Origin of the sequence: Fusibacter sp. A1 (assembly GCF_004125825.1) — a bacterium.
GTDB lineage: Bacteria > Bacillota > Clostridia > Peptostreptococcales > Acidaminobacteraceae > QQWI01.
Window position 1 is genome coordinate 328,244 of sequence record NZ_QQWI01000004.1, and the last position, 25,476, is coordinate 353,719.

General features: G+C 44.4%; 25 protein-coding genes, 1 pseudogene and 1 riboswitch. All 26 genes and pseudogenes read right to left on the minus strand.

Annotated elements, in window-relative coordinates; all coding sequences use genetic code 11:
* Positions 1–62: 62 nt before the first annotated feature.
* Entirely contained in the window at positions 63–1,250 is a 1,188-nt protein-coding gene (metK, locus tag DWB64_RS07335) for a methionine adenosyltransferase (protein ID WP_129487562.1), read from the minus strand.
* Between the two features lie 157 nt (positions 1,251–1,407).
* Positions 1,408–1,506, minus strand: a riboswitch (SAM riboswitch).
* A gap of 131 nt (positions 1,507–1,637) precedes the next feature.
* Positions 1,638–2,561, minus strand: coding sequence for an AEC family transporter (locus DWB64_RS07340; RefSeq protein WP_129487563.1), 924 nt, complete (start codon positions 2,559–2,561; stop codon positions 1,638–1,640).
* A gap of 9 nt (positions 2,562–2,570) precedes the next feature.
* Positions 2,571–3,632: a hypothetical protein gene (locus DWB64_RS07345; protein ID WP_129487564.1), complete on the minus strand. Its 1,062-nt coding sequence runs from the start codon at positions 3,630–3,632 to the stop codon at positions 2,571–2,573.
* 1,075 nt (positions 3,633–4,707) lie between these two features.
* On the minus strand, positions 4,708–6,417 hold the full coding sequence (locus DWB64_RS07350) for a phospho-sugar mutase (protein ID WP_129487565.1): 1,710 nt from the start codon (positions 6,415–6,417) through the stop codon (positions 4,708–4,710).
* On the minus strand, positions 6,414–7,622 hold the full coding sequence (locus tag DWB64_RS07355; RefSeq protein ID WP_129487566.1) for a patatin-like phospholipase family protein: 1,209 nt from the start codon (positions 7,620–7,622) through the stop codon (positions 6,414–6,416). Before DWB64_RS07355 ends, DWB64_RS07350 begins: the two co-directional genes overlap by 4 nt.
* 302 nt (positions 7,623–7,924) lie before the next feature.
* On the minus strand, positions 7,925–8,356 hold the full coding sequence (gene fabZ / locus DWB64_RS07360) for a 3-hydroxyacyl-ACP dehydratase FabZ (RefSeq protein ID WP_206736654.1): 432 nt from the start codon (positions 8,354–8,356) through the stop codon (positions 7,925–7,927).
* Between the two features lie 669 nt (positions 8,357–9,025).
* The gene (locus DWB64_RS07365; RefSeq protein WP_129487568.1) at positions 9,026–9,418 is read right to left on the minus strand and encodes a rod-binding protein; all 393 of its coding nucleotides are present in this window, start codon (positions 9,416–9,418) and stop codon (positions 9,026–9,028) included.
* A gap of 32 nt (positions 9,419–9,450) precedes the next feature.
* Positions 9,451–10,248, minus strand: coding sequence for a flagellar basal-body rod protein FlgG (gene flgG, locus DWB64_RS07370; RefSeq protein WP_129487569.1), 798 nt, complete (start codon positions 10,246–10,248; stop codon positions 9,451–9,453).
* Positions 10,249–10,263: 15 nt separating this feature from the next.
* The gene (locus DWB64_RS07375) at positions 10,264–11,328 is read right to left on the minus strand and encodes a flagellar hook-basal body protein (protein WP_129487570.1); all 1,065 of its coding nucleotides are present in this window, start codon (positions 11,326–11,328) and stop codon (positions 10,264–10,266) included.
* Between the two features lie 149 nt (positions 11,329–11,477).
* The gene (locus tag DWB64_RS07380; protein WP_129487571.1) at positions 11,478–12,506 is read right to left on the minus strand and encodes a rod shape-determining protein; all 1,029 of its coding nucleotides are present in this window, start codon (positions 12,504–12,506) and stop codon (positions 11,478–11,480) included.
* A gap of 14 nt (positions 12,507–12,520) precedes the next feature.
* Positions 12,521–13,774, minus strand: coding sequence for a UDP-N-acetylglucosamine 1-carboxyvinyltransferase (gene murA, locus DWB64_RS07385; protein ID WP_129487572.1), 1,254 nt, complete (start codon positions 13,772–13,774; stop codon positions 12,521–12,523).
* A 1,144-nt stretch (positions 13,775–14,918) separates the two neighbouring features.
* Entirely contained in the window at positions 14,919–15,341 is a 423-nt protein-coding gene (locus DWB64_RS07390; protein WP_129487573.1) for a F0F1 ATP synthase subunit epsilon, read from the minus strand.
* An 11-nt stretch (positions 15,342–15,352) separates the two neighbouring features.
* A complete protein-coding gene (atpD, locus tag DWB64_RS07395) occupies positions 15,353–16,744 on the minus strand; it encodes a F0F1 ATP synthase subunit beta (RefSeq protein ID WP_129487574.1) in 1,392 nt (463 codons plus the stop codon).
* 27 nt (positions 16,745–16,771) lie between these two features.
* Positions 16,772–17,629 (minus strand): ATP synthase F1 subunit gamma, encoded by an 858-nt coding sequence (gene atpG / locus DWB64_RS07400; RefSeq protein ID WP_129487575.1) that lies wholly within the window; start codon positions 17,627–17,629, stop codon positions 16,772–16,774.
* A 30-nt stretch (positions 17,630–17,659) separates the two neighbouring features.
* On the minus strand, positions 17,660–19,195 hold the full coding sequence (gene atpA / locus DWB64_RS07405; RefSeq protein ID WP_129487576.1) for a F0F1 ATP synthase subunit alpha: 1,536 nt from the start codon (positions 19,193–19,195) through the stop codon (positions 17,660–17,662).
* Positions 19,196–19,225: 30 nt separating this feature from the next.
* On the minus strand, positions 19,226–19,768 hold the full coding sequence (locus DWB64_RS07410) for a F0F1 ATP synthase subunit delta (RefSeq protein ID WP_129487577.1): 543 nt from the start codon (positions 19,766–19,768) through the stop codon (positions 19,226–19,228).
* On the minus strand, positions 19,756–20,292 hold the full coding sequence (gene atpF / locus DWB64_RS07415) for a F0F1 ATP synthase subunit B (RefSeq protein WP_164980300.1): 537 nt from the start codon (positions 20,290–20,292) through the stop codon (positions 19,756–19,758). The genes DWB64_RS07410 and atpF overlap by 13 nt, the downstream gene beginning before the upstream one ends.
* A gap of 30 nt (positions 20,293–20,322) precedes the next feature.
* On the minus strand, positions 20,323–20,592 hold the full coding sequence (gene atpE / locus DWB64_RS07420) for an ATP synthase F0 subunit C (RefSeq protein WP_129487579.1): 270 nt from the start codon (positions 20,590–20,592) through the stop codon (positions 20,323–20,325).
* A 62-nt stretch (positions 20,593–20,654) separates the two neighbouring features.
* A complete protein-coding gene (gene atpE / locus DWB64_RS19615; RefSeq protein WP_348983830.1) occupies positions 20,655–20,936 on the minus strand; it encodes an ATP synthase F0 subunit C in 282 nt (93 codons plus the stop codon).
* A gap of 21 nt (positions 20,937–20,957) precedes the next feature.
* Positions 20,958–21,224, minus strand: a pseudogene (atpE, locus tag DWB64_RS19620) (ATP synthase F0 subunit C); the annotation flags it as partial.
* A gap of 14 nt (positions 21,225–21,238) precedes the next feature.
* Positions 21,239–21,904 (minus strand): F0F1 ATP synthase subunit A, encoded by a 666-nt coding sequence (atpB, locus tag DWB64_RS07430; protein ID WP_129487581.1) that lies wholly within the window; start codon positions 21,902–21,904, stop codon positions 21,239–21,241.
* A 3-nt stretch (positions 21,905–21,907) separates the two neighbouring features.
* On the minus strand, positions 21,908–22,312 hold the full coding sequence (locus DWB64_RS07435) for an ATP synthase subunit I (RefSeq protein ID WP_129487582.1): 405 nt from the start codon (positions 22,310–22,312) through the stop codon (positions 21,908–21,910).
* Between the two features lies 1 nt (position 22,313).
* Positions 22,314–22,544 (minus strand): AtpZ/AtpI family protein, encoded by a 231-nt coding sequence (locus DWB64_RS07440; protein ID WP_129487583.1) that lies wholly within the window; start codon positions 22,542–22,544, stop codon positions 22,314–22,316.
* 30 nt (positions 22,545–22,574) lie between these two features.
* Positions 22,575–23,231, minus strand: coding sequence for a 3-oxoacid CoA-transferase subunit B (locus tag DWB64_RS07445; RefSeq protein WP_129487584.1), 657 nt, complete (start codon positions 23,229–23,231; stop codon positions 22,575–22,577).
* 1 nt (position 23,232) lies between these two features.
* Positions 23,233–23,883, minus strand: coding sequence for a CoA transferase subunit A (locus DWB64_RS07450; protein ID WP_129487585.1), 651 nt, complete (start codon positions 23,881–23,883; stop codon positions 23,233–23,235).
* A 447-nt stretch (positions 23,884–24,330) separates the two neighbouring features.
* Entirely contained in the window at positions 24,331–25,452 is a 1,122-nt protein-coding gene (gene wecB, locus DWB64_RS07455; RefSeq protein WP_129487586.1) for a non-hydrolyzing UDP-N-acetylglucosamine 2-epimerase, read from the minus strand.
* Positions 25,453–25,476 lie beyond the last annotated feature (24 nt).

Sequence of the window (25,476 nt, forward strand, 5' to 3'; positions counted from 1 at the left end):
ATAGTATTTCTTAATTTGCGCCAATAAAAACAAAAAAACGCCCGAAGGCGTTTTTTGATTTATTATAATCCAGCTTCAGCTCTAAGGATGTCCGCTTTGTCTGTTTTTTCCCATGGAAGATCGATATCTGTTCTACCGAAGTGGCCGTAAGCCGCTGTCTGTTTGTAGATAGGTCTTCTTAGGTCAAGGTCTCTGATGATTGCAGCCGGACGAAGGTCGAAGTGTTTTGCAACAAGCTCTTCGATTCTTTCCTCAGTGATTTTGCCAGTTCCGTGTGTTTCTACAAGAACAGAAACAGGATGAGCCACACCGATAGCATATGCAAGTTCGATCTCACATTTGTCTGCAAGGCCTGCTGCAACAATGTTCTTAGCGACGTATCTTGCAGCGTATGCAGCAGAACGGTCAACTTTTGTAGGATCTTTACCAGAGAAAGCACCACCGCCGTGACGAGCGTAGCCGCCGTAAGTGTCAACGATGATTTTTCTACCTGTAAGACCTGCATCACCCTGTGGTCCGCCAATAACAAAACGGCCAGTAGGATTGATAAAGTATTTTGTTTTCTCATCTAGAAGTTCAGCCGGAACGATAGGAGCAACAACGTGCTTCTTAAGATCTGCAACGATCTGAGCGTGCTCGACTTCTGGACCGTGCTGAGTTGAGATTACGATTGTGTCGATTCTAACAGGCTTGTCACCTAGGTACTCCACAGTAACCTGTGTTTTACCGTCTGGTCTCAAGTAGTCAAGTGTATTATTCTTTCTTACATCAGTCAGTCTTTTAGCAAGTTTGTGTGCAAGAGAGATCGGTAAAGGCATAAGTTCAGGTGTTTCATTACATGCGAAACCGAACATCAAACCTTGGTCTCCGGCACCCGTGTTGGACTCAGCATCAGATTCCTCACCTGTTCTATGTTCAAGGTCGTTGTCGACACCTTGTGCGATATCAGGCGATTGACCGTCAAGAGCGACAAGAACACCGCAAGTGTGCGCGTCAAAGCCGAACTTAGCTCTGTCATATCCGATTCCAGCAATAGTTTCTCTTACTGTTTTTTGAATATCAACATAGCAGTCAGTAGTAATCTCACCACTTACAAGTACAAGACCTGTAGTAACCGATGTTTCGCAAGCAACTCTTGCGTTTGGATCTTGTGCAAAAATCGCATCAAGAATTGAGTCAGAAATTTGATCACAGATTTTATCTGGATGGCCTTCAGTCACAGACTCAGAAGTAAAAAATCTTTTTCTCATTGTAAAACCTCCTAGTGTTGTGTCCTGACGAATCAGGTAGATGTTTTTCTATCCCAATCTCGTAGCCCTTGAAGTCATCTTTGGGTGGTGAGAATGTTCAGTAAGTTAATTTTCGCATAAAAAAATGCGCTTCATAAAGATAAGGCGCAGTCGCTTCTCCTCATCTTCCAGAATTTAATCTGTAGGATTTAGCACCGTGTTAAAAACCGGTTGCCGGACGTCATCGGGCCTATCCCTCAGTCACTCTTCATAAGGTCCTTTTATGTAATACCCTAAACCATTAGGTTAACACATAAAAGTTCATTCAATTGTAAATGCAAGATAAACTATATCACTTGTCATTTAAGATTGCAAGCGTTTTTTTATATCATTTTTTCAAAAATTAATTCATCTGATGAACATCATCAAAAGCGGTATCGTACCCAAGCTTAGCAGTGTAGTGGCAAAGATAAGGAGCGAACCAAATTTGTAGTCGCTGTTAAACTGCGAAGCGAATATGGCCGTGTTGGCGGCAGCTGGCATTGCAGAAATGATCACAGGAATATATAATGTCAACCCTTTAAATCCTAAAAGTGTAAGCGCGGTATAAGTAAGCACCGGAATCACCACAAGGCGCAGCAAGGAGATCCACCATACCTGTGTATTTTGCATCGCTTCTTTAAACTTCACTTCCGTAAGGATAAATCCGATGAACATCATCGAAAGCGGAGTTGTGGTATCACCAACCATTTCCAAGATCACTTTGACAGGCTCCGGGAAGGAAAGACCAGTTAAAAACATGAAATAGCCGATTACAATCGCCACAAGTCCGGGACTCACGACCCGCTTGAGTCTAGCCCTTATCGATATCTTCTTCACCGCGTCATCCGATTTTAGAAGGTATACACCATAGCTCCAGATCAGAATGCTAAACGACAGATTGTAAAGCGCGGCGTAAAAGACTCCTTTTTCACCGAAAATCTCATAAACCACGGGGTAACCCATGTATCCGCAGTTGGAAAAGATGATGACATACTCCATCACATCCTTTGACTTGCCCGTGTTTCCCATTACTTTTGAATAAATCTTCGATATAAGGATCGAAACCCCATATACTGCAAAAGAAACTAGTATCAAAAGACCGCTATCGATCAACACATCCATCGAAAATGGAAAATCCATCGACGAGATCAAAAACGCAGGCAGTGCCACATTCAGCACAAAACTGCTTACTTCCTTGTTCATCGCACTGCTTACGATTCCAAGCTTCCTAATAGCAAAACCGATCATGATCAACATGAACAGCACAAAAATCTGACCCATCACACTCATATCCGACTCCTAATCCTGGTATGCTAAAAAATCATCAAAGTCCACAAAATCACTATCGATAAAATCATATAAAATGGATTCTTCAAAATCCCATTCCTCATACTTTTCGATGTCTCCGCCAAACCGACTTGTCAGCTTATCGTCCCATTTGAGCATGGCCTTAAGGTCGCTGCTTGCAAGCAGCAGCTGATCCGAGTCCGTAAAATAAAAGTAAGCTTCCACGTCTCCACTCAAATAGAAGGTCCGCTTGTTCACGTGATTGTTGTTGGCATGATAACAAGTATATAACCTTCCGTGGGGATACAAGGTCGTAGCCAGATACTTATGCTCCAGCACGAGCATCTGCTCGACAAGTTCAGTATCCACATCGTATAGATAGATGTATTCGGTTTTTCTCAGCATGAGCGCCGCTTCTAAGTCGCTGATTTTAAGCTGTGCCTTTATTTCAAAGTCGACCACGACACCATCATCAAGCATAATCTCGCCTTCGATGATCGTATAGGATTCCTCTAAAAGAAGGGCTGAAAAACTGTATTTTTCCCCTTCGATTTTTTCAATATGATTGCGTAGCAGCGAATAACGCTTATCCAAAAAATTATATTGATTGGTGCAGTACCTTAGATAGATCAGATCAATACCGACATATCTCATCAAAAAATAATGGATCAGCTCATGGGGACTTCTAAGATTCTCCGTGACAAGCAAGATGCCTTCCTTGAAGGTTTCACTGTCAAAGCCTGTTTTCTGCCTGTACCATGGGGATTCGCAGTAGGCCATCTCATGGTCCTCGGATTCCTTGTTGACCAAGTGTCCTGCAAGCAGCACCTGTCTGAACATCGGTTCCGACAGTTCCACAAGCGGTCCGCCGAGTCCACCGAATATCTCCAGTTTCATCTGTTTCATCTGAAACTCGCTCGGGTTTTCAAGTTTCTCAAACCGGTCGATACCATACTCTTCAAACTCGATATGGTAAAACTCCGCAATCTCCACCTCGTCCATCTCATATACAATATATCCAGCAACCACACCCATCAGTCTGGTCTTCGTCATAAAACAATGTTTAACTCTCATAACACACCTCCTTCAAGCACTTCATTGTATCAGAATATCCCCTACACTAAAAGTCCCTGGGGTGATTTTCGGTTTGAATTGAGAGAAATGATTATTTTAAAACCACACTAAGGGTTCTTTTTATGCAACTCTTCTATTAGCTAGCGGTTGATCATTCGGTGCTGGTTGCAACATTTCACTTGGACATGTATTTTTAAGGCGCTTCGCTTGAAATGCAAGGAAAAACAGGTAGGTGAGTGATTATTGCCTTGCTTTTGGAGCGGAGCGTCTTAAAGAAAATACAGGAGTGTGTGAGTTCAAGTGGGTGGTGGATAGTTGATTAAGTGAATAAAGGTTTGCAAGTAACAACCCTTAGTGTGGTTTTATAGATAGCATTTCTCATTTATCCTCTGATGTTGAGTTTAAAGAGCAGTGCATATTTTGAAAACCACACTAAGTGTTCTTTTTATGCAACTCTTCTATTAGCTAGCGGTTGATCATTCGGTGCTGGTTGCAACATTACACTTGGACATGTATTTTTAATGCGCTTCGCTTGAAATGCAAGGAAAGATTGGTAGGTGAGTGATTATTGCCTTGCTTTTGGAGCGGAGCGTCTTAAAGAAAATGCAGGAGTGTGTGAGTTCAAGTGGGTGGTGGATAGTTGATTAAGTGAATAAAGGTTTGCAAGTAACAACCCTTAGTGTGGTTTTATAGATAGCTTTTCTCATTTATCCTCTGATGTTGAGTTTAAAGAGCAGTGCATATTTTGAAAACCACACTAAGGGTTCTTTTTATGCAACTCTTTTATTAGCTAGCGGTTGATCATTCGGTGCTGGTTGCAACATTTCATTTGGACATGTATTTTTAAGGCGCTTCGCTTGAAATGCAAGGAAAAATTGGTAGGTGAGTGATTATTGCCTTGCTTTTGGAGCGGAGCGTCTTAAAGAAAATGCAGGAGTGTGTGAGTTCAAGTGGGTGGTGGATAGTTGATTAAGTGAATAAAGGTTTGCAAGTAACAACCCTTAGTGTGGTTTTATAGATGTCTCCTCCCTTCATCTAAAAAGAGCGCCCATAATAGGCGCCCTTACTCAACAACTTATTCAATAATATGGTCAACAAACGCTAGAATCGTCTTTTCGAGCTTCTCAATCAGCGTTTCGGCCTTTTCTTTTGTCTCGCCTTGTACCGAGCAGTAGAACTTGATTTTCGGCTCTGTACCGGATGGTCTTACTGCAAACCACGAACCGTCTTCAAGGTAATACTTGAGCACATCCGAGTTCGGCTGTTCAAGCTGAGTCACAGCACCAGTGTTCAGGTCTGTGGCTTCCCGTTTTTCAAAATCGTCGAACTTAACCAGGTTCAAGTCGCCAAAGTAAGCCTTCGCACCCGTCCTGAAGCCTGCCATGATCTCTGTGATCTGTTCCATACCCGCTTTACCTGCAAGGGTCTTAGAAACCATATGGTCAAGATGGTAGCCATACTTCTGATATAGTTCGTCCAGTACTTCAAGCAGGTTCTTACCCTTTGCTTCAAAGTACTTGGCCATTTCAACGACTAACATCGTCGCGACGACGGCGTCCTTGTCGCGGGCATGTGTGCCGATCAGGTAGCCGTAACTCTCTTCGAATCCTAAGATGAAGTTCTTGGTTCCATCCTCTTCGTAGCCTCTGATCTTCTCACCGATGAACTTGAATCCTGTCAGTGTCTCAACGAAATCCACCCCGAAATCCTTAGCGATTTTAGGACCCAGATCACTTGTGACCACAGTCTTTACGATAATACCGTTTTCAGGCAGGTTCTTTTTGGTGCTTAGAACATAATTCGTCAGCAAAGCGCCTATCTGATTGCCGTTTAGCGGCACATAAACTCCGTCTCTATCTCTTACGACGACGCCCACACGGTCCGCATCAGGATCTGTCGCGATCAGAAGCTTGGCATCCACTGTTTCACCGAAGGCCATGGACACTTCAAAAGCCTCCAGGTTTTCGGGATTCGGTTGCTTGCAAGTCGTAAATTCAGTATCCACGACCATTTGCTCTTTGACAAATCGGATATCGTCAACACCAAGTTCTCCCATCAGCTTTTCAATGATCATGCCACCTGTGCCGTGAAGCGGTGAATAGGCGATGGTCATCGGAGTCTGATAAGCCTCTTTGTTTACAATCTGTTTCTTTACGGCATGAAGGAACAAGTCGTCGATCTTCTGTCCGATCATTACTATTTTACCGGAAGCAATCGCCTGGTCGAAGTCCATGTACTTGACCTCACTAAAGTCAGTCACCGCATTCACAGCATCAGCCACCTTATCCGCCTCGACAGGAATCAGCTGCGCGCCGTCCGGTCCATATACCTTGTAGCCGTTGTATTCTGGAGGATTATGGCTGGCAGTGATCACTACACCGCCTGTGGTTTCCAGCTCTCTGATGGCAAATGACAGCTCCGGCGTCGTTCTTAGCGAGTCAAAAAGGTAAGTCTTGATACCGTTGGCGGCAAATACAGCAGCCGTCTCTTCACTGAATTCAATCGACATACGTCTGTTGTCATAGGCGATCACACATGTCGCATCGGGATCTTTAGAAAGCAGGTAATTGGCATATCCCTGAGTCGCTTTTCTTACAATGTATTTGTTGATTCTATTTCTTCCCGCGCCGATGATACCGCGCATTCCCGCCGTACCGAAAGACAAGTCCTTGTAAAACCTATCTTCAATCTCAGTTTCATCGCTCAGACCTTCAAGTTCCAATCTGAAAGCCTCGTCAAAGCTCTCATCCTTAAGCCATGCAGCATAAATCTCTTTGTAAGTCATAATTTCACCTCATACATCAATTTTTCATAGACTGTTTTATAAAATATGTTCCGTTGTGCGTCGGACATGACATTCACTTGAAAGAACATTTTTTCAAATAGGTTGAGTTCATTTGTCCGGATACCGCCAGGTTTGTACAAATTGTGAATCTCCTGTATCCAGTCACTCATTTTTCTTACCTTGAATCTTTCCATCCCCACGCTGTCTCCGATATTTTCAAGAAGAGCGATCAGGATCTCCGTATAGCTCGATTTAGAATCCAGTCCAAGCATCTCCGCAAGATGCGGGGTCAGTTTTTCAAAGGTGAACCTTCTCGGATCCATCCCGTCATATCCCATCACACGTGCCAGATTCGAAAGCGCCATCTTATCCAGTCCCATCAGCGACTCAAACACATGCTTATCATCGACTGCCTTTTCAATATAGTACCTAATGCCTAGCTGCTCGTCCATCACTTTTATCGCATCAAAATATCCAAGCTTCAAATTCTTCTTTGCGTTGTCGGTGGTGAATTCCAGAATTTTACCTACATTGTCTACAGGAACAATTCTTCGCCTTTCGATATTTTTTGGAATACGTTTGATACCGATCGCGCCAAGTTCTATCGTGGTAAAGGAAGTCGCCCCCATCCGTTTTGCAAGATTGATGGGCAGGTTGTCATAAAACCCACCGTCGATATAGATCTTGCCTTGGGTTCGGTTCATCTTGAATATCGGCAGGTTGGCACTCGCAAGCAGATACTCATGTAAAAGGTCTTTTGGAATCTCGTCGATTCCTACTTCAATCGGTTTGAAATCCGTAAGGGATACCGTCACGATTCCAAGCTTTGTTTTGGAATTTCTCACCTTTTCCTCGTCAATCGTATCCTTGACAAGTTTTCTCAGCGGCGATATATCAAGTCCCATTTTACCAATAACACTACGTAAATAGTAGATGGCGGGTAAAAAATCCTCAGATGTCACATTAAAATTAATCAGTTTTTCCAACAACTCAGTGTCACCTGCAACGACCTGTTCTGCAGAAAGATTGCTCCAAAGGTCAATGGCAAGTTCCAAATCGCCTTGGGCGTAAAGCGATCCGTTGAGGGCCCCTATCGATGTGCCTGTCACAATATCAAATTTTTCGCCGCGTTCATCAAGCGCTTTCCACGCGCCCACATGGTAAGCGCCTTTGGCACCGCCGCCCTCCAGTACTAATGCCCTCATAAGCCACCTTCTTATTCTTCAAAATTATCCTTTATAAACCTTCTAATAGTATACCCCATTATTCTAACACTAAAAGACCTATCGTCTCACACTGTGCTAAAAGAATCTGACAAACAAAAAAAGGCCAGCATGGCCTGAGGTTGTTTACAAAGTCAACAAAATCGCAGACTGTTGACAAAGTTCAAGTTCAAGGAATAAGAAAAAGCAGCGGGCGCAGTGTATCTAGACATACATAAGCGTGCTGCTTTTTTGAAATGACGCAGAAATTGGGCTTTGTCAACAGTCTGAGGCCAGCATGGCCTTTATTCTACATCTGTGATTCCAAACATGATCTCGCCTTTACAAGCGACTTTGTCTCCTACATAAGCGACAGCATTGCCCTTACCGATATTTCTTCTAATCGAAACGATTTCAACTTCAAGTCTCAAGGTGTCGCCAGGCAGCACCTGTTTTTTAAATCTTAAGTTGTCGATCCCTGCAAACACAGCAAGTTTTCCCTTAAACTCATCTTGAGAAAGTAAAGCCACAGCACCTACCTGAGCAAGGGCCTCAACCTGCAAGACACCAGGCATGATCGGATTACCCGGAAAATGACCTGGAAAAAACGGCTCATTCACCGTAACATTCTTGATTCCCACAGCCTTCACACCCGCTTCAAGCTCGATGATCCTGTCCACTAGCAAAAAAGGATACCTGTGCGGAATTATCTTTTGAATATCTTTAGCTTCTAAAATCATAAGTCACCTCATTATCATCATAATCGTTTTCAAAATTATTATATCACATATTAGTAGCTAGTGCTAAGAGATTGTAGAAGGCTAAAGGTAGGGATTATTTTAAAACCACACTAAGGTTTCTTTTTATGCAACACTTTCACTACCTAGCGTTTGATCATTTGGTGCCAACTGACATTTTTCACTTGTACATGTATTTTTAAGGCGCTTCGCTTGAAATACAAGGAAAGATAGGTAGGTGAGGAATGTTTGCCTTGCTTTTGGAGCGCAGCGTCTTAAAGAAAGTACGAGGGAAGATGGGATTTATTGAATGGCGGTTAGTTGATTAGGTGAATAAAGAGTTGTTATGACCAAACCTTAGTGTGGTTTTATAGATGGCACTTCTCTTTATACTCTGATGAAGAGGTTGGAGGGCAATGCTTATTTTTAAAACCACACTAAGGGTTCTTTTTATGCAACTCTTTTACTACCTAGCGGTTGTTCATTTGGTGTTGGCTGGCACTTTTCATCTGGACATGTACTTTTAAGGCGCTGCGCTTGAAATACAAGGAAGGATTTTGGGTGAATGAAGCGTTGTAAGTACGAACCCTTAGTGTGGTTTTTAAAATTATCACTACCATCTATCTCATCTAATAATCCGCACAATAAAAAAAGACCGCTTTCGCAGTCTTAGCCTTTAAGATCAAAGGGTTCTCTAGTTTCATCGGCTTCATGAGCGATATATTTTTCAAGCTGTTTTACCATCATGTCAGCAATGCCTATTCCGCCAGCCTCTGCCATTTCTTTTGCAAAGGACTCGTCGAGCATGCCCTGGAAAATATCTCTCTGGTTGCTCTTTTCAGTTAGTCCGCTGTCCACAACGGTGCTTCTCATGGCTTTTAACAGCATATTGACAAACACTTCTTCAAAATCTGTGGCGACTTTTTTTAATTTCTCGACGTCTCCGCTTTCGGCAGCCTTTTGCAGCGCCTCTTGAAAACCTTCTGCGGCTTTTGCTTCGCCATTCATTTCCGCTTTTAACTGTTCCGCTTGAACGGTCGGATTGATGCTTGATATGTTCATGGTTTCACCTCTTGGGCTTTGTCACTCAAATGCTATCGCTTGAGGTTGTTGGCAAGTTCTAACATCTGGTCGGATGTCTGGATTGTTTTTGAGTTGATTTCATAAGCGCGCTGCATCGAAATCAAGTTGATCATCTCTTCGACCACCTGTACGTTCGATGTTTCTAAAAATCCTTGCATCAGCGTTCCCGCGGTGCCGTCGTCCACAAGCAGCGCCTCACCCGATGCCTCGGATGTTTTAAATAGGTTAAGACCCTTACTTTCAAGTCCTGGAGGATTCGGAATTTTCACTACCTTGATGGTTCCGACCAAGATATATTCACCCTCTTCGGCATCAGCATACTTAACCGTGATATCACCGTTCTGTTCGATCTTAAGATCTGCGATATCACCTTCAAGATCAATGGGTCCGTCCACTCCATTTACGATAAAGCCTTCAGAAGTGACCAGTCGCTTGCCCTGTTCTGTGAGTCCCAGCTTGAAAGAGCCGTCCTTCGAATAGAACACATTGTCGTTCTCGTCGATGATCTCAAAAAAACCAGGTCCCTGAATCGCAACATCGAGTTGATTGTCCGTCGCCTGAATGTTACCCTGACCAAAATTTCTAACAGTTGCCGACGACATGACACCATGACCCACTTCTAGGTTGACCGGTGCGCCCAGTCCGTCAGAACCGTCCTTGTTATCCAATTTTTCATATAATAAGTCCTTAAACTCAATTCTCTGCTTCTTATAACCTGTTGTGTTTACGTTAGCAAGGTTATTTGAAATTGTATCGATAGCTAATTGCAAGCCTTTCATCCCAGTTGCTGCTGACCATAACGCTCTCATTTTACTTCCTCCCTACTAAACACGTGCCACTTCGTTCACGGCCTTGTCAAGTGTCTCGTCATATGACTTGACTACACGTTGTGCGCTTTCGTACGATCTGTACGTTTCCATAATCTGAATCATTTCCTTAAGCGAATCCACGTTGGATCCCTCTAGAAAACCTTGAAGTATCTCTCCGCCGTAAGGCTCTTCTGTCATTTCTCCGTCAAAACGGTAGACAGAAGCACCGATTTTCTTTAGTCGTTCCACATTGGTAGGATTCACAATCTTAAACTTATCTATTAATTCGCCGCCTGCGGCGATCTCACCGAACTTGTTGACGCTGATGTCCCTGTCGTTCAGAACGATCGGTCCGTCTATGCCGATCACGTTGAATCCTTCATCCGTGACAAGCTCCATATTGCTGTTGATCTTAAACTGTCCGTTTCGGGTATACATTTCGCCCTGTGGAGTCTGAACCTTAAAGAAGCCCTTGTCATTAAGACCGAAATCAAGCGTACTTTCAGTCCTTTGAAGATCGGACTGTTCCAGATCTGTCACTACGCGGTTGAACTTGATACCACCGCTTAAGGTTCCGATCACGCCTTTTGGTGCCTGATAGACAAGCGAGTCGATCACTTGACCGCCGACGAGCACATTACCGGACTCATCCACTTCAAAATCCTGATCGCCTACTTGGATGGGTCCGTTAGCGCCTAGCACCTTTTGTCCCGCATCCTTGATGATGTTCTGATAACCGTTTCTATATACTGTACGTAAAAATCCGTCATCTCCAACTCTAAACTCTACTGAAGTGTTGTGCGAAATGCCTCCGTCCGATTCAACCCTGAAGTAGCCGTTTGAAGTCGTTGCGATCTTTGTCTCGGCGGTATCTTTCACACTCACAGTCGCGTTACCGCCACTGGTTGTCGGGTAATTGCCACCCATTTTCGTGAGAAGCTTGGCGCTGAATTCCTCGTAAAGGGCAAGGTCTCTCTTATAACCATGGGTGTTCACGTTTGCTAGGTTATTCGACATCACGTTGATGGATCTCGTATTTTGTTCTAACACCGTCGATACCGAATATAGTCCTCTTAACATAACACCCTCCAACACTAGTAATTTGCTAAGTAAGTTATCGGCAGGAACTCCGTATAACTTAACGTTTTTTTTATGAATATTCACCTGTCGGTTCGCACATATCCTATATAGTTCAACTAAAAAAAAGACTCCTATGGGAGTCTTTTAGATTACTTGTATTTTCTTGCGCGGTGCATGCTTTGGGCGCTTTCTAAAAGATCCATATGCTCAAGAGACATACCCGTGCCGATAGCGACACAGCTCACAGCGTCTTCTGCGATATACACAGGGATGCCGGTTCTTTTTTCAAGAAGCTTGTTGAGCCCGTGAAGTAACGCGCCTCCACCAGTCATGACAATACCACGGGTACTGATGTCAGAAGCAAGCTCTGGCGGTGTTTTCTCGAGTACCGCGTGAACAGCGTCGCTGATGGCGTTCACTGTCTCCTGCAGGGCTTCCATCATCTCCTCGGAGCTGATCGTCTTGTTTTTAGGAAGCCCTGTGATCAAGTCACGGCCCCTGCAGTCCATCATCAGCGACTTCACTCTAGGTGAAGCAGTCCCGATGTTCATTTTCATCTCTTCAGCAGTACGCTCACCGATCAAAAGGTTGTGGTTCTTTCTCATATAGCGGATGATTGCCTCATCGAACTTGTCGCCGGCGACTTTAATCGATTTACTTACCACTACGCCACCCAGAGAGATGACAGCGATATCCGTCGTACCGCCGCCGATATCGATAATCATGTTTCCATCCGGTTTATAAATATCAAGTCCCGCACCGATAGCAGCTGCGATAGGTTCTTCAATCAAGAAGGTCTTTGCGCCGCCAGCCTCTGTAGAAGCGTCGATAACCGCTCTTCTTTCGACTTCTGTCACGCCGCTCGGAACACAGACCATCAGTCTTGGCCTGAAGAATCTTCTTTTGCCACACGTCTTATTGATGAAGTATCTTAACATTCTCTCTGTTACATCATAATCCGAAATCACACCGTCTTTCAAGGGTCTGATTGCTACGATATTGCCAGGAGTACGGCCTAACATTTTTCTGGCATCATTACCCACGGCTAAGACCCTGTCCGTATCCTTGTCGATCGCGACTACAGACGGTTCCTGCAAAACAATGCCCTTACCCTTAATGTATACAAGAACATTCGCAGTTCCAAGATCTATTCCAATTTCAGTTCCTAGTCCAAACATTTTAGGGCCTCCTTTTATTCTTCTACTCGTGTGATCTTGATGCCGATTCCACGAAGTTTATTTACAAGATCGTTGTATCCACGGTCAATATGGTAGATATCGTGAATCTCAGTGTTTCCTTCCGCCACAAGTCCCGCCATGATCAGCGCAGCTCCCGCTCTTAAGTCAGTCGCCTTAACCTGTGCCCCCTGAAGGTTGCAGTCACCGCTCAAGATAGCACTGTGACCCTCGATTTTTATATTGGCGCCCATTCGGTTAAGTTCGCTGACGTGCATGAATCTGTTTTCAAAAACGGTTTCCATCACAACACTGCTACCCTCTGCTCTAGTGAGAAGCGCCATAAACTGCGCCTGAAGGTCTGTTGGAAAACCTGGATAAGGAAGTGTCGTGATATCCACGGCTTTAAGCTTACCCGAGCTCTTCACATAAATGCAGTCCTCGTCCTCTTCAAGAGTCACTCCGCATTCTCTAAGCTTAGCGATGACAGGCTTTAAATGGCTTGGTTCGATATTGTTGATCTTAAGATCGCTATCGAGCATTCCAGCCATGATAAGATAAGTTCCAGCCTCGATCCTATCCGGTAAAACCGTATGTGCGGCGCCTTTTAAGACGTCCACACCCGTAATTCTAATCGTATCGGTACCGGCACCTTGTACTTTGGCGCCAAGCTTATTTAAAAAATTCGCGATATCGACGATTTCAGGCTCCTTAGCCGCATTTTCGATATGTGTCACTCCCTCTGCAAGCGTCGCAGCCATCATGATGTTTTTTGTAGCGCCCACACTCGGAAAATCCAGATAGATAGAAGCGCCAACAAGTTTTTTCGCCTTGGCTTCCACAAATCCGTGCCCGAAAGAAACCTCTGCGCCAAGCGCTTTGAATCCTTTGATATGAAGATCGATCGGTCTTTCCCCAATCGCACATCCTCCTGGCATCGGAACCCTTGCCAGTCCTGTTCTTGCAAGAAGCGGTCCCATAACATCAAATGACGACCTCATTTGAGAGACATATTCATAAGGTGCTTCATTCGAGGTGATTTTAGGTGTGGTGATTTGCATGGAGGATCCGTTTCGATTCACCTCGGCACCTAGCGATCTCAACACTTCAGACATGACACCCACATCCCTTAAGTTTGGAACATCATGGATTTCACACATCTCATCCGTAAGAAGCGCTGCGGCCATCAGTGGTAAAACACCGTTCTTCGCACCGTCCACACGAATTTCGCCTCTTAGTTTTTTTACAGGTTCAACAATATACTTTGCCACTTGAATAGGCCTCCCTCAACGAATTATGCTCTCATATCTATCAATTTATTGTAATATTAAATTTATGTTTTATTTATAGACAGACTACCAAAGCATTATAACACAATTTTACGATTAATAAAATGAAAGTCTAATGAGGTCGATTGTAATTTCTTGTTCAGAGAGATTCTATTTATAAAACCACACTAAGTGTTGGTCATAACAACTCTTTATTCACCTAATCAACTAACCGCCATTCAATAAATCCCATCTTCCTTCGCACTTTCTTTAAGACGCTCCGCTCCAAAAGCAAGGCAAACATTCCTCACCTACCTATCCTTCCTTGCATTTCAAGCACAGCGCCTTAAAAATGCATGTCCAATTGAAAAATGTCAGTTGGCACCAAATGAACAACCGCTAGGTAGTAAAAGAGTTGCATAAAAAGAACCCTTAGTGTGGTTTTCCAAAATTGCATTGCTCTCCAATCTCTTCATCAGAGTATTAAGAGAGGTGCTATCTATAAAACCACACTAAGGGTTGGTCATAACAACTCTTTATTCACCTAATCAACTAACCGCCATTCAATAAATCCCATCTTCCTTCGCACTTTCTTTAAGACGCTCCGCTCCAAAAGCAAGTCAAACATTCCTCACCTACCTATCCTTCCTTGCATTTCAAGCGAAGCGCCTTAAAAATACATGTACAATTGAAAAATGTCAGTTGGCATCAAATGAACAAGCGCTAGGTAGTAAAAGAGTTGCATAATAAGAACCCTTAGTGTGGTTTTCCAAATATGCATTGCTCTCCAATCTCTTCATCAGAGTATTAAGAGAGGTGCTATCTATAAAACCACACTAAGGGTTGGTCATAACAACTCTTTATTCACCTAATCAACTAACCGCCATTCAATAAACCCCATCTTCCTTCGCACTTTCTTTAAGACGCTCCGCTCCAAAAGCAAGGCAAACATTCCTCACCTACCTATCTTTCCTTGCATTTGAAGCGCAGCGCCTTAAAAGTACATGTTCAAATGAAAAGTACCAGCTTTGTATTAAATGACTACGCGCCAGGTATTAGAAAAGTTGCATAAAAAGAACCCTTAGTGTGGTTTTTAAAAATAAGCCTTTCTCACCAAACAAAAAAAGACCCGAAGGCCTTTTGATTGTTATAGATTTTCGTGACGTATGTGTGTGTCTGCAGCGTGGATGCGGTTGATCGCTCTTCTCAAGGAAACTCTGGCACGGTTGACGTCGATTTCCTTGTCTTCGTGCACAAGTCTGTTTTCCGCTCTGCTTTTCGCAGCTTCGGCCCTTGCCTTGTCGATACCCTCAGCCCATTCCGCAGCATCGGTGATAATGGTGATTTTATCTTCTTCAACGTTGATAAAGCCACCGGAACATGCAGCCACCTTTTGAGTTTCCCCTTGAATGATTCTGAGGGCACCAATCGCGAGTGGAGCGACCGTCGGTTCATGGTCATACATGATTCCGACATCGCCTTCTGTAGTTCTTACGATTACCATATCCACCAAGTCGCTAAATAAGTTTTGATCCGGGGCTACAATGTCAAGCTTAAGTTGTTTGCTCATTGACTTCCCCCCTAAAGGTTTCTAGCCTTTTCAACTGCTTCCTCAATCGCACCAACAAACAGGAACGCTGATTCAGGCAAGTTATCATGTTTACCATCAAGGATTTCTTTAAAGCTACGTACAGTATCTTTTAGTGCGCAGTATTTGCCGCTAAATCCTGTAAATTGCTCAGCAACGTGGAAGGGTTGAGATAGGAATCTTTGAATACGTCTTGCACGTGCAACGACGACTTTATCTTCATCAGAAAGCTCATCCATACCAAGTATCGCAATGATATCCTGTAGTTCTTTGTAACGCTGAAGGATTACTTGAACGTCACGTGCGACTTTGTAGTGCTCTTCACCGACTACAGCTGGCGACAGGATTCTTGAAGAAGAATCAAGCGGGTCAACCGCAGGGTAGATGCCCATCTCAGTGATCTTACGAGAAAGTACTGTCGTAGCATCAAGGTGAGAGAACGTAGTCGCTGGTGCTGGGTCTGTCAGGTCATCGGCAGGAACATAAACCGCTTGAACCGAAGTGATCGACCCTTTCTTAGTTGACGTGATACGCTCCTGAAGAGCACCCATGTCAGTAGCAAGCGTTGGTTGGTAACCAACCGCTGACGGCATACGGCCAAGTAGCGCCGATACCTCAGAACCCGCTTGAGTGAATCTAAAGATATTATCTACAAATAGAAGTACGTCTTTTCCTTCTCTGTCGCGGAAGTACTCGGCCATTGTAAGTCCTGTAAGACCAACACGCATACGAGCTCCCGGCGGTTCGTTCATTTGACCGAACACCATACAAGTCTTGTCGATAACGCCTGACTCTATCATCTCATGATAAAGGTCGTTACCCTCACGAGTACGTTCACCAACACCGGCAAATACAGAAAGACCACCGTGTTCTTTTGCGATATTGTTGATCAGTTCCTGGATAAGAACCGTCTTACCTACGCCGGCACCGCCGAATAGGCCGATCTTACCACCCTTAACATAAGGGCAAAGCAGATCGATAACCTTGATCCCTGTTTCAAAGATTTCGGTTGTAGTTTGCTGTTCATCAAATGCAGGTGCCTCACGGTGAATGGACCAGCGTTCTTCCACACCTTCCATCGGCTTTTCATCAACAGCCTCACCTAATACATTAAGCAGTCTTCCTAAAACCTTAGGTCCGACCGGTACTGAAATCGGTTTGCCGGTATTGATGGCATCAATACCTCTTACCAAACCATCTGTCGACGACATAGCTACACAACGTACAGTGTTGTCACCTGTATGTTGGGCAACTTCTGCAACGACGTGAATATCGTTATAATCTACACGTACTGCGTCGTAGATATTCGGAAGTTCGCCCGCTTCAAATCGGACGTCAATAACCGCACCGATAATCTGAACGACTTTACCTTTATTCTGCGCCATCTAGTTACACTCCCTTCGGAAAATTGATTATTCGAGGGCATTCGCTCCACCGACAATTTCTGAGATCTCTTGTGTGATTGCTGCCTGTCTTGCCTGGTTGTATGTCAGTGATAAGTCATCAATCATTTCTTGTGCGTTATCAGTTGCACTTTCCATCGCAAGTCTTCTAGCAGCCTGCTCTGAAGCTGCTGATTCAACTAAACCACCATAAATCGTACTTTCAATATATTTTGGTATCAAGTAGCCAAGCACCGCTTCCGGCGATGGCTCATAAGTGATAAATTCTTCAAGTTCGACAACCTCGGTCTCTTCAATGACAACCGGCAAAAGCTGGATCATCGTAGGAACCTGTGAAATTGTGGACTCCATTTTTGTATAGACGAATTTGATCTCGTCTACTTTTTCTTGCGCGTACAAGCGAAGTGCCTTGTTGGCAATATCTTGAGCGTCTTGATACGTCGGTTTTTCAGAAATATAGATAAAGGAATCAACTACGTCCGCTTCACGTCTATTAAAGAAATCCGTCGCCTTTTTACCAATACTAATTATTTTAGCTTTTGAAGCATCGTCGATATCAGTGACGACTTGCTTGATCGCATTGACATTGTAGCCACCGCAAAGCCCTCTATCAGCTGTCACCACGATGTAAAGCGTATGCTTCACAGGGCGTGATTCCAGATACTCGTGTTTTATGTTCTTCTCATTCGTCAGAATGTGTTGAACCGTACCGAGCACCTTTTCAAAATAAGGTTTTGTGTGTTCGAGTATGTCCTTGTTGCGCTTCAGCTTAGCCGTTGAAACCAGCTCCATCGCCTTAGTAATCTGCTTGGTACTATTGACACTTTTGATTTTACGCTTTATATCGCGCGCACCCATTCCAGCCATTTAGTACCTCCTAAAATCAGGTTGGGAAACTTACGCAATATCCGTACGTTTTTCCTCGCGCTCTTTAAAGATGACTTTAAATGCCTCAACGACAGATTTAAGCTCAGCTTCAAGTTTATCGTCGATCTTACCGGTTGTCTTGATCGCATTCAAGATGCTAGCGTGCTTATCGGATACATATTCGATAAACTCCTGCTCAAAACGGCCGATAGCGCTCACTTCGATATCCATCAAGTACTTGTTCGTCGCAGCAAAGATAATGACTACCTGATGCTCGACTTTCATCGGTGCGTACTGCTTTTGCTTAAGGATTTCCATCAGACGCTCACCGTGATTAAGCACGTTTTGCGTTTCGATGTCAAGTTCCGAACCAAACTGAGCGAATGCCGCAAGTTCTCTGTACTGGGCAAGTTCAAGTTTGATTTTGCTGGCAACTTGCTTCATCGCCTTGATCTGAGCGGCACCACCAACACGAGAAACCGAAATCCCCGCATTAACAGCCGGTCTTTGTCCAGAGTTGAAAAGCTCAGACTCTAGGAAGATCTGTCCGTCAGTGATCGAGATTACGTTCGTTGGAATGTATGCCGATACGTCGCCCGATTGTGTTTCAATGATCGGAAGCGCTGTAATCGATCCGCCACCCAATTTGTCGCTTAACTTCGCAGCACGCTCAAGTAGGCGTGAGTGCAGGTAGAACACGTCACCTGGGTAAGCTTCACGTCCTGGTGGTCTTCTAAGTAAAAGTGACATCGCACGGTAGGCAACGGCATGTTTGGATAAGTCATCATAAATGATCAGAACATCTTTACCTTGGTGCATGAACTCTTCAGCAAGTGTGACACCCGAATATGGCGCCAGGTACTGAAGCGGTGCAGGTTCTGATGCAGATGCGTTGACAACGATCGTATAAGCCATCGCACCACGTTCTTCAAGCTCTTTAACCAGCTGAACGACAGTCGATTTCTTTTGACCGATAGCAACGTAAATGCAAATAACTTCTTCTTCTTTTTGGTTGATGATCGTATCGATTGCAATAGCAGTCTTACCAGTTTGACGGTCGCCGATGATAAGTTCACGCTGTCCTTTTCCTACTGGAATCATCGAGTCGATCGCCTTTATACCTGTTTGCAGCGGCTGATCGACAGATTTTCTATCGATAACACCCGGTGCATTCGATTCGATCGGTCTAAACTTGTCAGACTTGATCGGACCTTTACCGTCGATCGGTTGACCAAGCGCGTTCAAAACACGTCCGATCATTTGTTCCCCTACAGGAACCTCTACAATTCTGCCGGTACGTTTAACAAGGTCGCCCTCAACGATTACCTGGTCAGAACCAAGAAGCACGACACCAACACTATCTTCCTCAAGGTTGAGTGCCATACCAAATACTTCATTAGGAAACTCCAAAAGTTCGCCGGCCATACACTGAGCTAGACCGTGAACACGAGCAATACCGTCACCTACCTGGATGACTGTACCGACATCTTCAATCTGGAGCTTATCCTCATAACGCTTAATCTGCTCTTTGATGACCGAGCTGATTTCTTCTGGTCTAAGCTTCATAACATTCTCTCCTATAGATTACGCATGGCATCATACGACAAGTCCATTAAGTGACTCTTTTAAATCACCGAGTCTACGCTTTAACGTGTTATCGATGACACGGTCGCCGATTTGAATCAACATACCGCCGATCACACTCTCATCGATGATGTTCTTGATCGAGATGGTAAGACCGGTCATTTCACTAAGTTGAACCTTCAAGGTGCTTTCCTGCTCGTCGGATAAGGCTTGAACCGTAGTAACAAGCGCAGTCTCCATTTTAAAGTGCTTTTTGAATTTCACTTCAAACGCTTCAAAAATACCTATCACATAATATGTTCTGCGTTTATCAATCAATACTTTCAAGAAGTTTACAAGTTCAGTCTGAACTTTATCGCCAAATACATCTTGAACGATCTGCTTCTTTTCCTCATTAGCAATCTTAGGTGTCTTGAACAGTTCGAAAAAATCAAGTTCGGATTCGAATATTTCGACTACCGCCTTAAATTCCTCGTAGATGCTTTCCAGCATACCTGCGTCGACACCAACCTCGTAGAGCGCACCAGCGTACGTTTCAGTGACTAATTGTGCCATCTCGCATCGCCCACTCTCTCGATGAATTCGCTCAACATTGCGCTGTGTTTCACACTATCCACTTCTGCGTCTATAACCTTAGAAGCTGCAAGTATGGCAAGTGATGCGATATCATCTTTTAGTTGATTGATTGCCTTTTCACGTTCACGTTCAATTTCTTTTTGAGCTTGTTCCTTCAAAGTAACAATATCTTTTTCAGCGTGTCTGATGATATCAGCTGCACGCTTTTCAGCAACAAGCCTTGCTTCTTTGATAATCGCGAGTTCTTCATTGTGGATGTTTGCCAGTCTGCCTTCGTAATCGGCTTTGATGGCATCCACATCGCGATGTTTGTTCTCTGCTTCTTCCAAAGATGCTTTAATCTTATCAGTACGTTTTTGCATAAATTCACTAACAGGACCGAAAAGTTTCCATCTTAAGAACGCGAACAATACAAGTGTATTGAAAATTTGAAAGAAGAATGTTGCGTTGATCTCTACAAGACCAAATTGCAGTCCTAAGTTTGCCACATTAATGGCTTCCATACTCATCCCTCCTGTTCAATCGATTGTTGACTATAACATGCCTACCAAAGGATTTGCGAACAATAGGATAAGAGCAATGATAAGACCGTAGATACCAGTTGTCTCAGCAACAGCAGCACCCAAAAGCATTGTTCTTACGATGTCACCTTGAGCTTCAGGCTGTCTTCCAACACCTTCAGCGCCTTTACCAGCAGCATAACCCTGACCAATACCAGGTCCGATACCGGCGATCATAGCAAGTCCGGCACCGATTGCCGAGCAAGCCAAAATTAAAGCTTTTCCTGTGATTGCAGCTTCCATATGTATTTCCTCCTAATTAACTCATGATCAATAAACTAATGATACGCAGTAGTGCGTATGGGTTACCCCAACAAATTAATAAGTGGGTTTGCAAACATCAAGACGAGTGCGATGATGAGCGCGTATATACCCGTAGTTTGAGCAACTGCTTGTCCTAAAAACATAGTTCTTACAACCGCTGATTGCAATTTTGGTCGCTTACCGACCGCTTCTGTTCCCTTACCGGCAGCGTATCCCTGACCGATTCCCGGTCCGATACCTGCGATCATCGCAAGACCCGCACCAAGTGCCGACGCCATCAGGATGAAAGCAACGCTTTTATCTCCAGTAACTTGTGTCACCATCGGATTACCATAAAGCAGAATAAGTGCGACAACAAGAGCTAAAATGCCCGATGTCTCAGCTACAGCTGCTCCAAGTAACATAACCATGGTAGTTTGCTTGTTGTTCTTTGGATTACGTGCTGTGGCTTCCGCACCTTTTCCAGCCGCGTATCCCTGACCGATCCCTGGACCAATGCCCGCGATCATCGCAAGACCTGCGCCAATGCAGGATGCGGCTAGGACTAATACTTTGCTGTCAAAGGTCATCAACCAGTTCAGAAACTGAACAATGAAGTTTGTGTTTTCCATTTTACACCTCTTACCTAGTCAATAGCCATCGAAACGAATACCATTGTCAACATCGTGAAAATGAACGATTGCAACAGTCCGGCAAACAGGTCAAAGTAGACATGCAGCACTGCCGGAATAGGTATCAGCGCAAAGGTACCGAGCGCTCCGTAAAGCAAGGACATGATAATTGTTCCACCTACGATGTTTCCGAACAAACGAAAACCTAGTGAGATTGGAGTTGCTAATTCGCCAATGATATTGAGTGGCAGTAGCAGTGGAAACGGCTCTAAAAATCCTTTAAAGTATCCCGCACCTTTACTGACAGTACCCAAAACATGAATAGCGAAAAACGTCATAATCGCAAGCGCCATAGTCGTGTTGACATCTGCTGTTGGAGGTCTAAATCCGAATAACCCTGATAAGTTGGCAACCGCTAAGAAAATCAGGAGTGTGCCCATATAAGGTGCGAAGTTCATACGATGTTCTCCCATCGTCTGCTTCACAAGACCGTTTATCGCGTCCACTAACACTTCTACCACGTTTTGAAGTCCTGTCGGCACGTTTTCCTTTTTCTTAGTCGCAACCAATACAAATATCATGATGACAGCCATGATGAACCATGTTACCGTCACGGTTTGAGATAACTGAAAGTCACCTATCTGAATTATCTCAGGACCAAACCCTTGTGTACCTGGCATAGACTATTCCTCCTTTCTTACAAAAATTTTTTTGTAAAACTCTTTATCATTCAATAAATTCATCGCATAGACGACGAATTTTATCGACAAAAGTCCAAACACAGCTCCAAGAACATGCAGCTGTGGCGACCGGATTGCGATGAAGAGCACAACCGCGGTCAGTAAAAACCGAACCATATACTTGATCGTGGCATACCTGTTTGCTTTCCCAGGATGCATCTTAACCGATTTTTCAAGTGTGATCGCAAGTTCATAAAAGTTAAGCATGCCGATTAGCGAACCGAAGACAATCCCCAAAACATAAGGCATGGGTCTAGAAAATAAAATTGTCACAACACCTATCGCAAGCGCGTTCACAATCACGACAAGTCTGCTTGTAGTGAGAATAGTCTGTCTAACCTCGTTCATATTACTTCCTCTTATCTTTTTTACTTGCAGCCATGGTGAATTTAAATAAACTGACAAACGCAGAGAGCGTTCCGAGAATGATGAGCGCGAGTAAGAAAAGCGGCGATGTTCCAAACAGGCCGTCAAGCCATTTGCCGACAAAAAGTCCGCCGGCGATGGGAACAATCATGATGAATCCGACTTGCGACAGTAGCGCGAGGTTCTCATACATCCTAAAGTCTTTCTTACCCACGTTTAGCCTCCTCCACTCGTATATTCTTGCTTAGCACATATTAATTAACGTATCAGCGACCAAGATCGTGCAGCCTGTAGCCGACTGTACCTCTTCCACAGTAAATTCAGGGTTGATCTCTTTAAGAAGCAGACCAGCTTCGGTCACTTCCAAAACTCCCATTTCAGTAACGATCATGTCAACTGCTCCAGCAGCAGTCAGCGGTAGCGTACATTCTTTGAAGATCTTGATGTTTCCTTTTGCAGTGTGCTCCATGGCGACGATTACTTTTTTCGCACCCGTCACAAGATCCATGGCACCGCCCATTCCAGGTACTTTTTTACCAGGTATCATCCAGTTGGCAAGGTTACCTTTTTCGTCAACCTGAAGCGCGCCGAGAACCGTACAGTCCAAATGACCGCCCCTGATAATCGCAAAAGACATCGCGCTGTCAAAGTACATGCCGCCTGGCAGTATCGTCACCGGCTGAGATCCCGCGTTCACAAGGTTTCTAATTTCTTGCCCCTTAACAGGCGCAGGTCCCATTCCAATGAATCCGTTTTCCGATTGAAAGATGACATCGATGTTAGGATCCACATAATTTGCAACTTCCGTAGGAAGTCCTATGCCGAGGTTTACAAGATCTCCATCCTTAAACTCTTTGGCAACCCGTCTTGCTATCACTTCTCTTATCTGAAATTTATCCATGTCAGGCCTCCTTCACAATCGCATCGATGAAGATATGCGGCGTGCGGATCACATCCGGATCAAGTTCACCGACTTCAACAAGTTCATGGGCTTCGATCACTACGTAATCGGCGGCCATGGCCATCAGCGGATTGAAATTCTGAGCCGCCTTATCATAGACAGCATTCCCCTTCATGTCGACCTTTTCAGCGTGGATCAGAGCGACGTCCGCCTTTAACGGCTTTTCAACGATAAAGCGGTTTCCGTCGATTTCAATAATCTGTTTTCCTTCTTCGACAATCGTACCTAGACCTGTCGGTGTGATCACACCGCCCAGACCGGCTCCTGCGGCGCGTACCTGTTCTGCGAGTGTCCCCTGAGGTGTTAAAACTACCTCCATCCGGCCGTCGTTCATACGCATTCCTGATTCAGGATTGGTTCCGATATGCGATGTGTACACTTTTTTCACAAGACCTGCGACAACCAATTTGCCGATACCCTGGTCAGGAAAACTCGTGTCGTTGCAAATGATCGTCAGATCAGTTACACCTTTTGCAATGACTGCATCAATGAGCGTTTCTGGCGTTCCTACCCCAAGGAATCCACCGATCATGAGCGTCATACCGTTTTCAATTTTACTAACGGCTTCTTGCGCGTTTTTCAATTTATGCATTCTGCACCTCCACAATACCCTGGCAGATACCTCTGCCCACATAATAGAATATCACAAAACGAGACCAAAAAGCACTAAATTCAAGCACTTCAACAGACTGTATGGCGGTGTGCAAATACGCATTATTTTCCGTTAAATGAATAACAAAGTGCCGTGGTATCTTCTCACTGAATATTATTCACCATGGACAATCTATAATCAAGTATTATTAACGCTTGTAAAAACTACAGAATTTTCTGAAATTTAACCATTCTACAGAATGTGACAGATTTATTCATTTGACAACGGTTTCACAGACATAGTTATTACGAAATATTAATATATACAATTCGTCAAACTTATTGTTTTGTCAAACATGTTGCCCTGTGAGGCTTGCGGGCACTAAAAAACCGCCGGGTCATCTCATGTCCCTGGCGGTTTTTTTAAGAAACAAGCAAGTCGGTTTCACTAAATCGAAAAATAGTTACCGATCGCCTCGATTATTTTTTTGCTCGCCGAGCCGTCTCCGTACGGATTCTGGGCGGTGGCGATTTTTTGATAGGCTTCTTCGTCAATCAAGAGCTCATGGGCCAACTTGTAGATCATATCCTCTTCGACACCAGCCATCAGCAGTGTTCCGGCTTCAACCCCTTCAGGTCTTTCCGTCTCAGTCCTAAGCACTAGCACTGGAATCCCTAGCGCAGGAGCTTCTTCCTGAATCCCGCCCGAATCGGTAAGCATAAGATGGGCTTTTGCAGATAAATTCACAAACGGTTTGTAGACCATCGGTTCGATCAGATGAATTCTCTTATGGTTATTGAGGATGCTGTTAGCAATCGCCCTTACTTTTGGGTTCAGATGGATAGGATAAACAACCGTAATCTCGGGATGATCGTCGGCAAGCCTTTTGATGGCCCTGAAGATATTCTCCATAGGAGTCCCTAGGTTCTCACGTCTGTGCGCTGTAACCAGAACAAGTTTCTGATCGCTTGCCAGTATGTCGTTCACAAGCTCATCCTCAAAAACGTATTCCTTTTCAATCATCATCATCAAAGCGTCGATCGCTGTATTGCCGGTGATGCTTATCAGCTCGTCCGATACGTTTTCAGCCAAAAGGTTCTTGCGGTTTAGAGCAGTCGGTGCAAAATGAATGTCAGCAAGTCTTGACGTAAGCACACGGTTCATCTCCTCAGGGTAAGGAGACCACTTGTCTCCGCTACGCAAGCCGGCTTCCACGTGCCCTACTCTGATTCCCTTGTTGAATGCGGCCATCGCAGCTGCGAACGTGGTGGATGTGTCCCCGTGCACAAGCATCAGATCAGGTTTCGCCTCTTCTAGGACCTCCTCGATGCCGATAAGGATGTTGCTTATGATTTCAGACAGCTTCTGGTTCTGTTTCATGATATTCAAATCAAAATCCGGTGTGATGTCAAAGATCTCAAGTACCTGGTCGAGCATTTCACGGTGTTGTGCCGTAACGCATACAATCGAGTCCACCCATGGTGTTTTCTCAAGCTCTTTCACCAGCGGCGCCATTTTGATCGCCTCCGGTCTTGTTCCGAATACCGACATGACCTTAATGTGTTTCATGTGTGTTCCTCCCTATGTATCAGT

Excerpts from the sequence above, each read along its gene's own strand:
- metK (WP_129487562.1), bottom strand. The coding sequence starts at position 1,250 with ATGAGAAAAAGATTTTTTACTTCTGAGTCTGTGACTGAAGGCCATCCA.
- DWB64_RS07340 (WP_129487563.1), bottom strand. The coding sequence starts at position 2,561 with ATGAGTGTGATGGGTCAGATTTTTGTGCTGTTCATGTTGATCATGATC.
- DWB64_RS07345 (WP_129487564.1), bottom strand. The coding sequence starts at position 3,632 with ATGAGAGTTAAACATTGTTTTATGACGAAGACCAGACTGATGGGTGTG.
- DWB64_RS07350 (WP_129487565.1), bottom strand. The coding sequence starts at position 6,417 with ATGACTTACAAAGAGATTTATGCTGCATGGCTTAAGGATGAGAGCTTT.
- DWB64_RS07355 (WP_129487566.1), bottom strand. The coding sequence starts at position 7,622 with ATGAGGGCATTAGTACTGGAGGGCGGCGGTGCCAAAGGCGCTTACCAT.
- DWB64_RS07365 (WP_129487568.1), bottom strand. The coding sequence starts at position 9,418 with ATGAACATATCAAGCATCAATCCGACCGTTCAAGCGGAACAGTTAAAA.
- flgG (WP_129487569.1), bottom strand. The coding sequence starts at position 10,248 with ATGAGAGCGTTATGGTCAGCAGCAACTGGGATGAAAGGCTTGCAATTA.
- DWB64_RS07375 (WP_129487570.1), bottom strand. The coding sequence starts at position 11,328 with ATGTTAAGAGGACTATATTCGGTATCGACGGTGTTAGAACAAAATACG.
- DWB64_RS07380 (WP_129487571.1), bottom strand. The coding sequence starts at position 12,506 with ATGTTTGGACTAGGAACTGAAATTGGAATAGATCTTGGAACTGCGAAT.
- DWB64_RS07390 (WP_129487573.1), bottom strand. The coding sequence starts at position 15,341 with ATGAGCAAACAACTTAAGCTTGACATTGTAGCCCCGGATCAAAACTTA.
- atpD (WP_129487574.1), bottom strand. The coding sequence starts at position 16,744 with ATGGCGCAGAATAAAGGTAAAGTCGTTCAGATTATCGGTGCGGTTATT.
- atpG (WP_129487575.1), bottom strand. The coding sequence starts at position 17,629 with ATGGCTGGAATGGGTGCGCGCGATATAAAGCGTAAAATCAAAAGTGTC.
- atpA (WP_129487576.1), bottom strand. The coding sequence starts at position 19,195 with ATGAAGCTTAGACCAGAAGAAATCAGCTCGGTCATCAAAGAGCAGATT.
- DWB64_RS07410 (WP_129487577.1), bottom strand. The coding sequence starts at position 19,768 with ATGGCACAATTAGTCACTGAAACGTACGCTGGTGCGCTCTACGAGGTT.
- atpF (WP_164980300.1), bottom strand. The coding sequence starts at position 20,292 with ATGGAAGCCATTAATGTGGCAAACTTAGGACTGCAATTTGGTCTTGTA.
- atpE (WP_129487579.1), bottom strand. The coding sequence starts at position 20,592 with ATGGAAGCTGCAATCACAGGAAAAGCTTTAATTTTGGCTTGCTCGGCA.
- atpE (WP_348983830.1), bottom strand. The coding sequence starts at position 20,936 with ATGGTGACACAAGTTACTGGAGATAAAAGCGTTGCTTTCATCCTGATG.
- atpB (WP_129487581.1), bottom strand. The coding sequence starts at position 21,904 with ATGCCAGGTACACAAGGGTTTGGTCCTGAGATAATTCAGATAGGTGAC.
- DWB64_RS07435 (WP_129487582.1), bottom strand. The coding sequence starts at position 22,312 with ATGAACGAGGTTAGACAGACTATTCTCACTACAAGCAGACTTGTCGTG.
- DWB64_RS07445 (WP_129487584.1), bottom strand. The coding sequence starts at position 23,231 with ATGGATAAATTTCAGATAAGAGAAGTGATAGCAAGACGGGTTGCCAAA.
- DWB64_RS07450 (WP_129487585.1), bottom strand. The coding sequence starts at position 23,883 with ATGCATAAATTGAAAAACGCGCAAGAAGCCGTTAGTAAAATTGAAAAC.
- wecB (WP_129487586.1), bottom strand. The coding sequence starts at position 25,452 with ATGAAACACATTAAGGTCATGTCGGTATTCGGAACAAGACCGGAGGCG.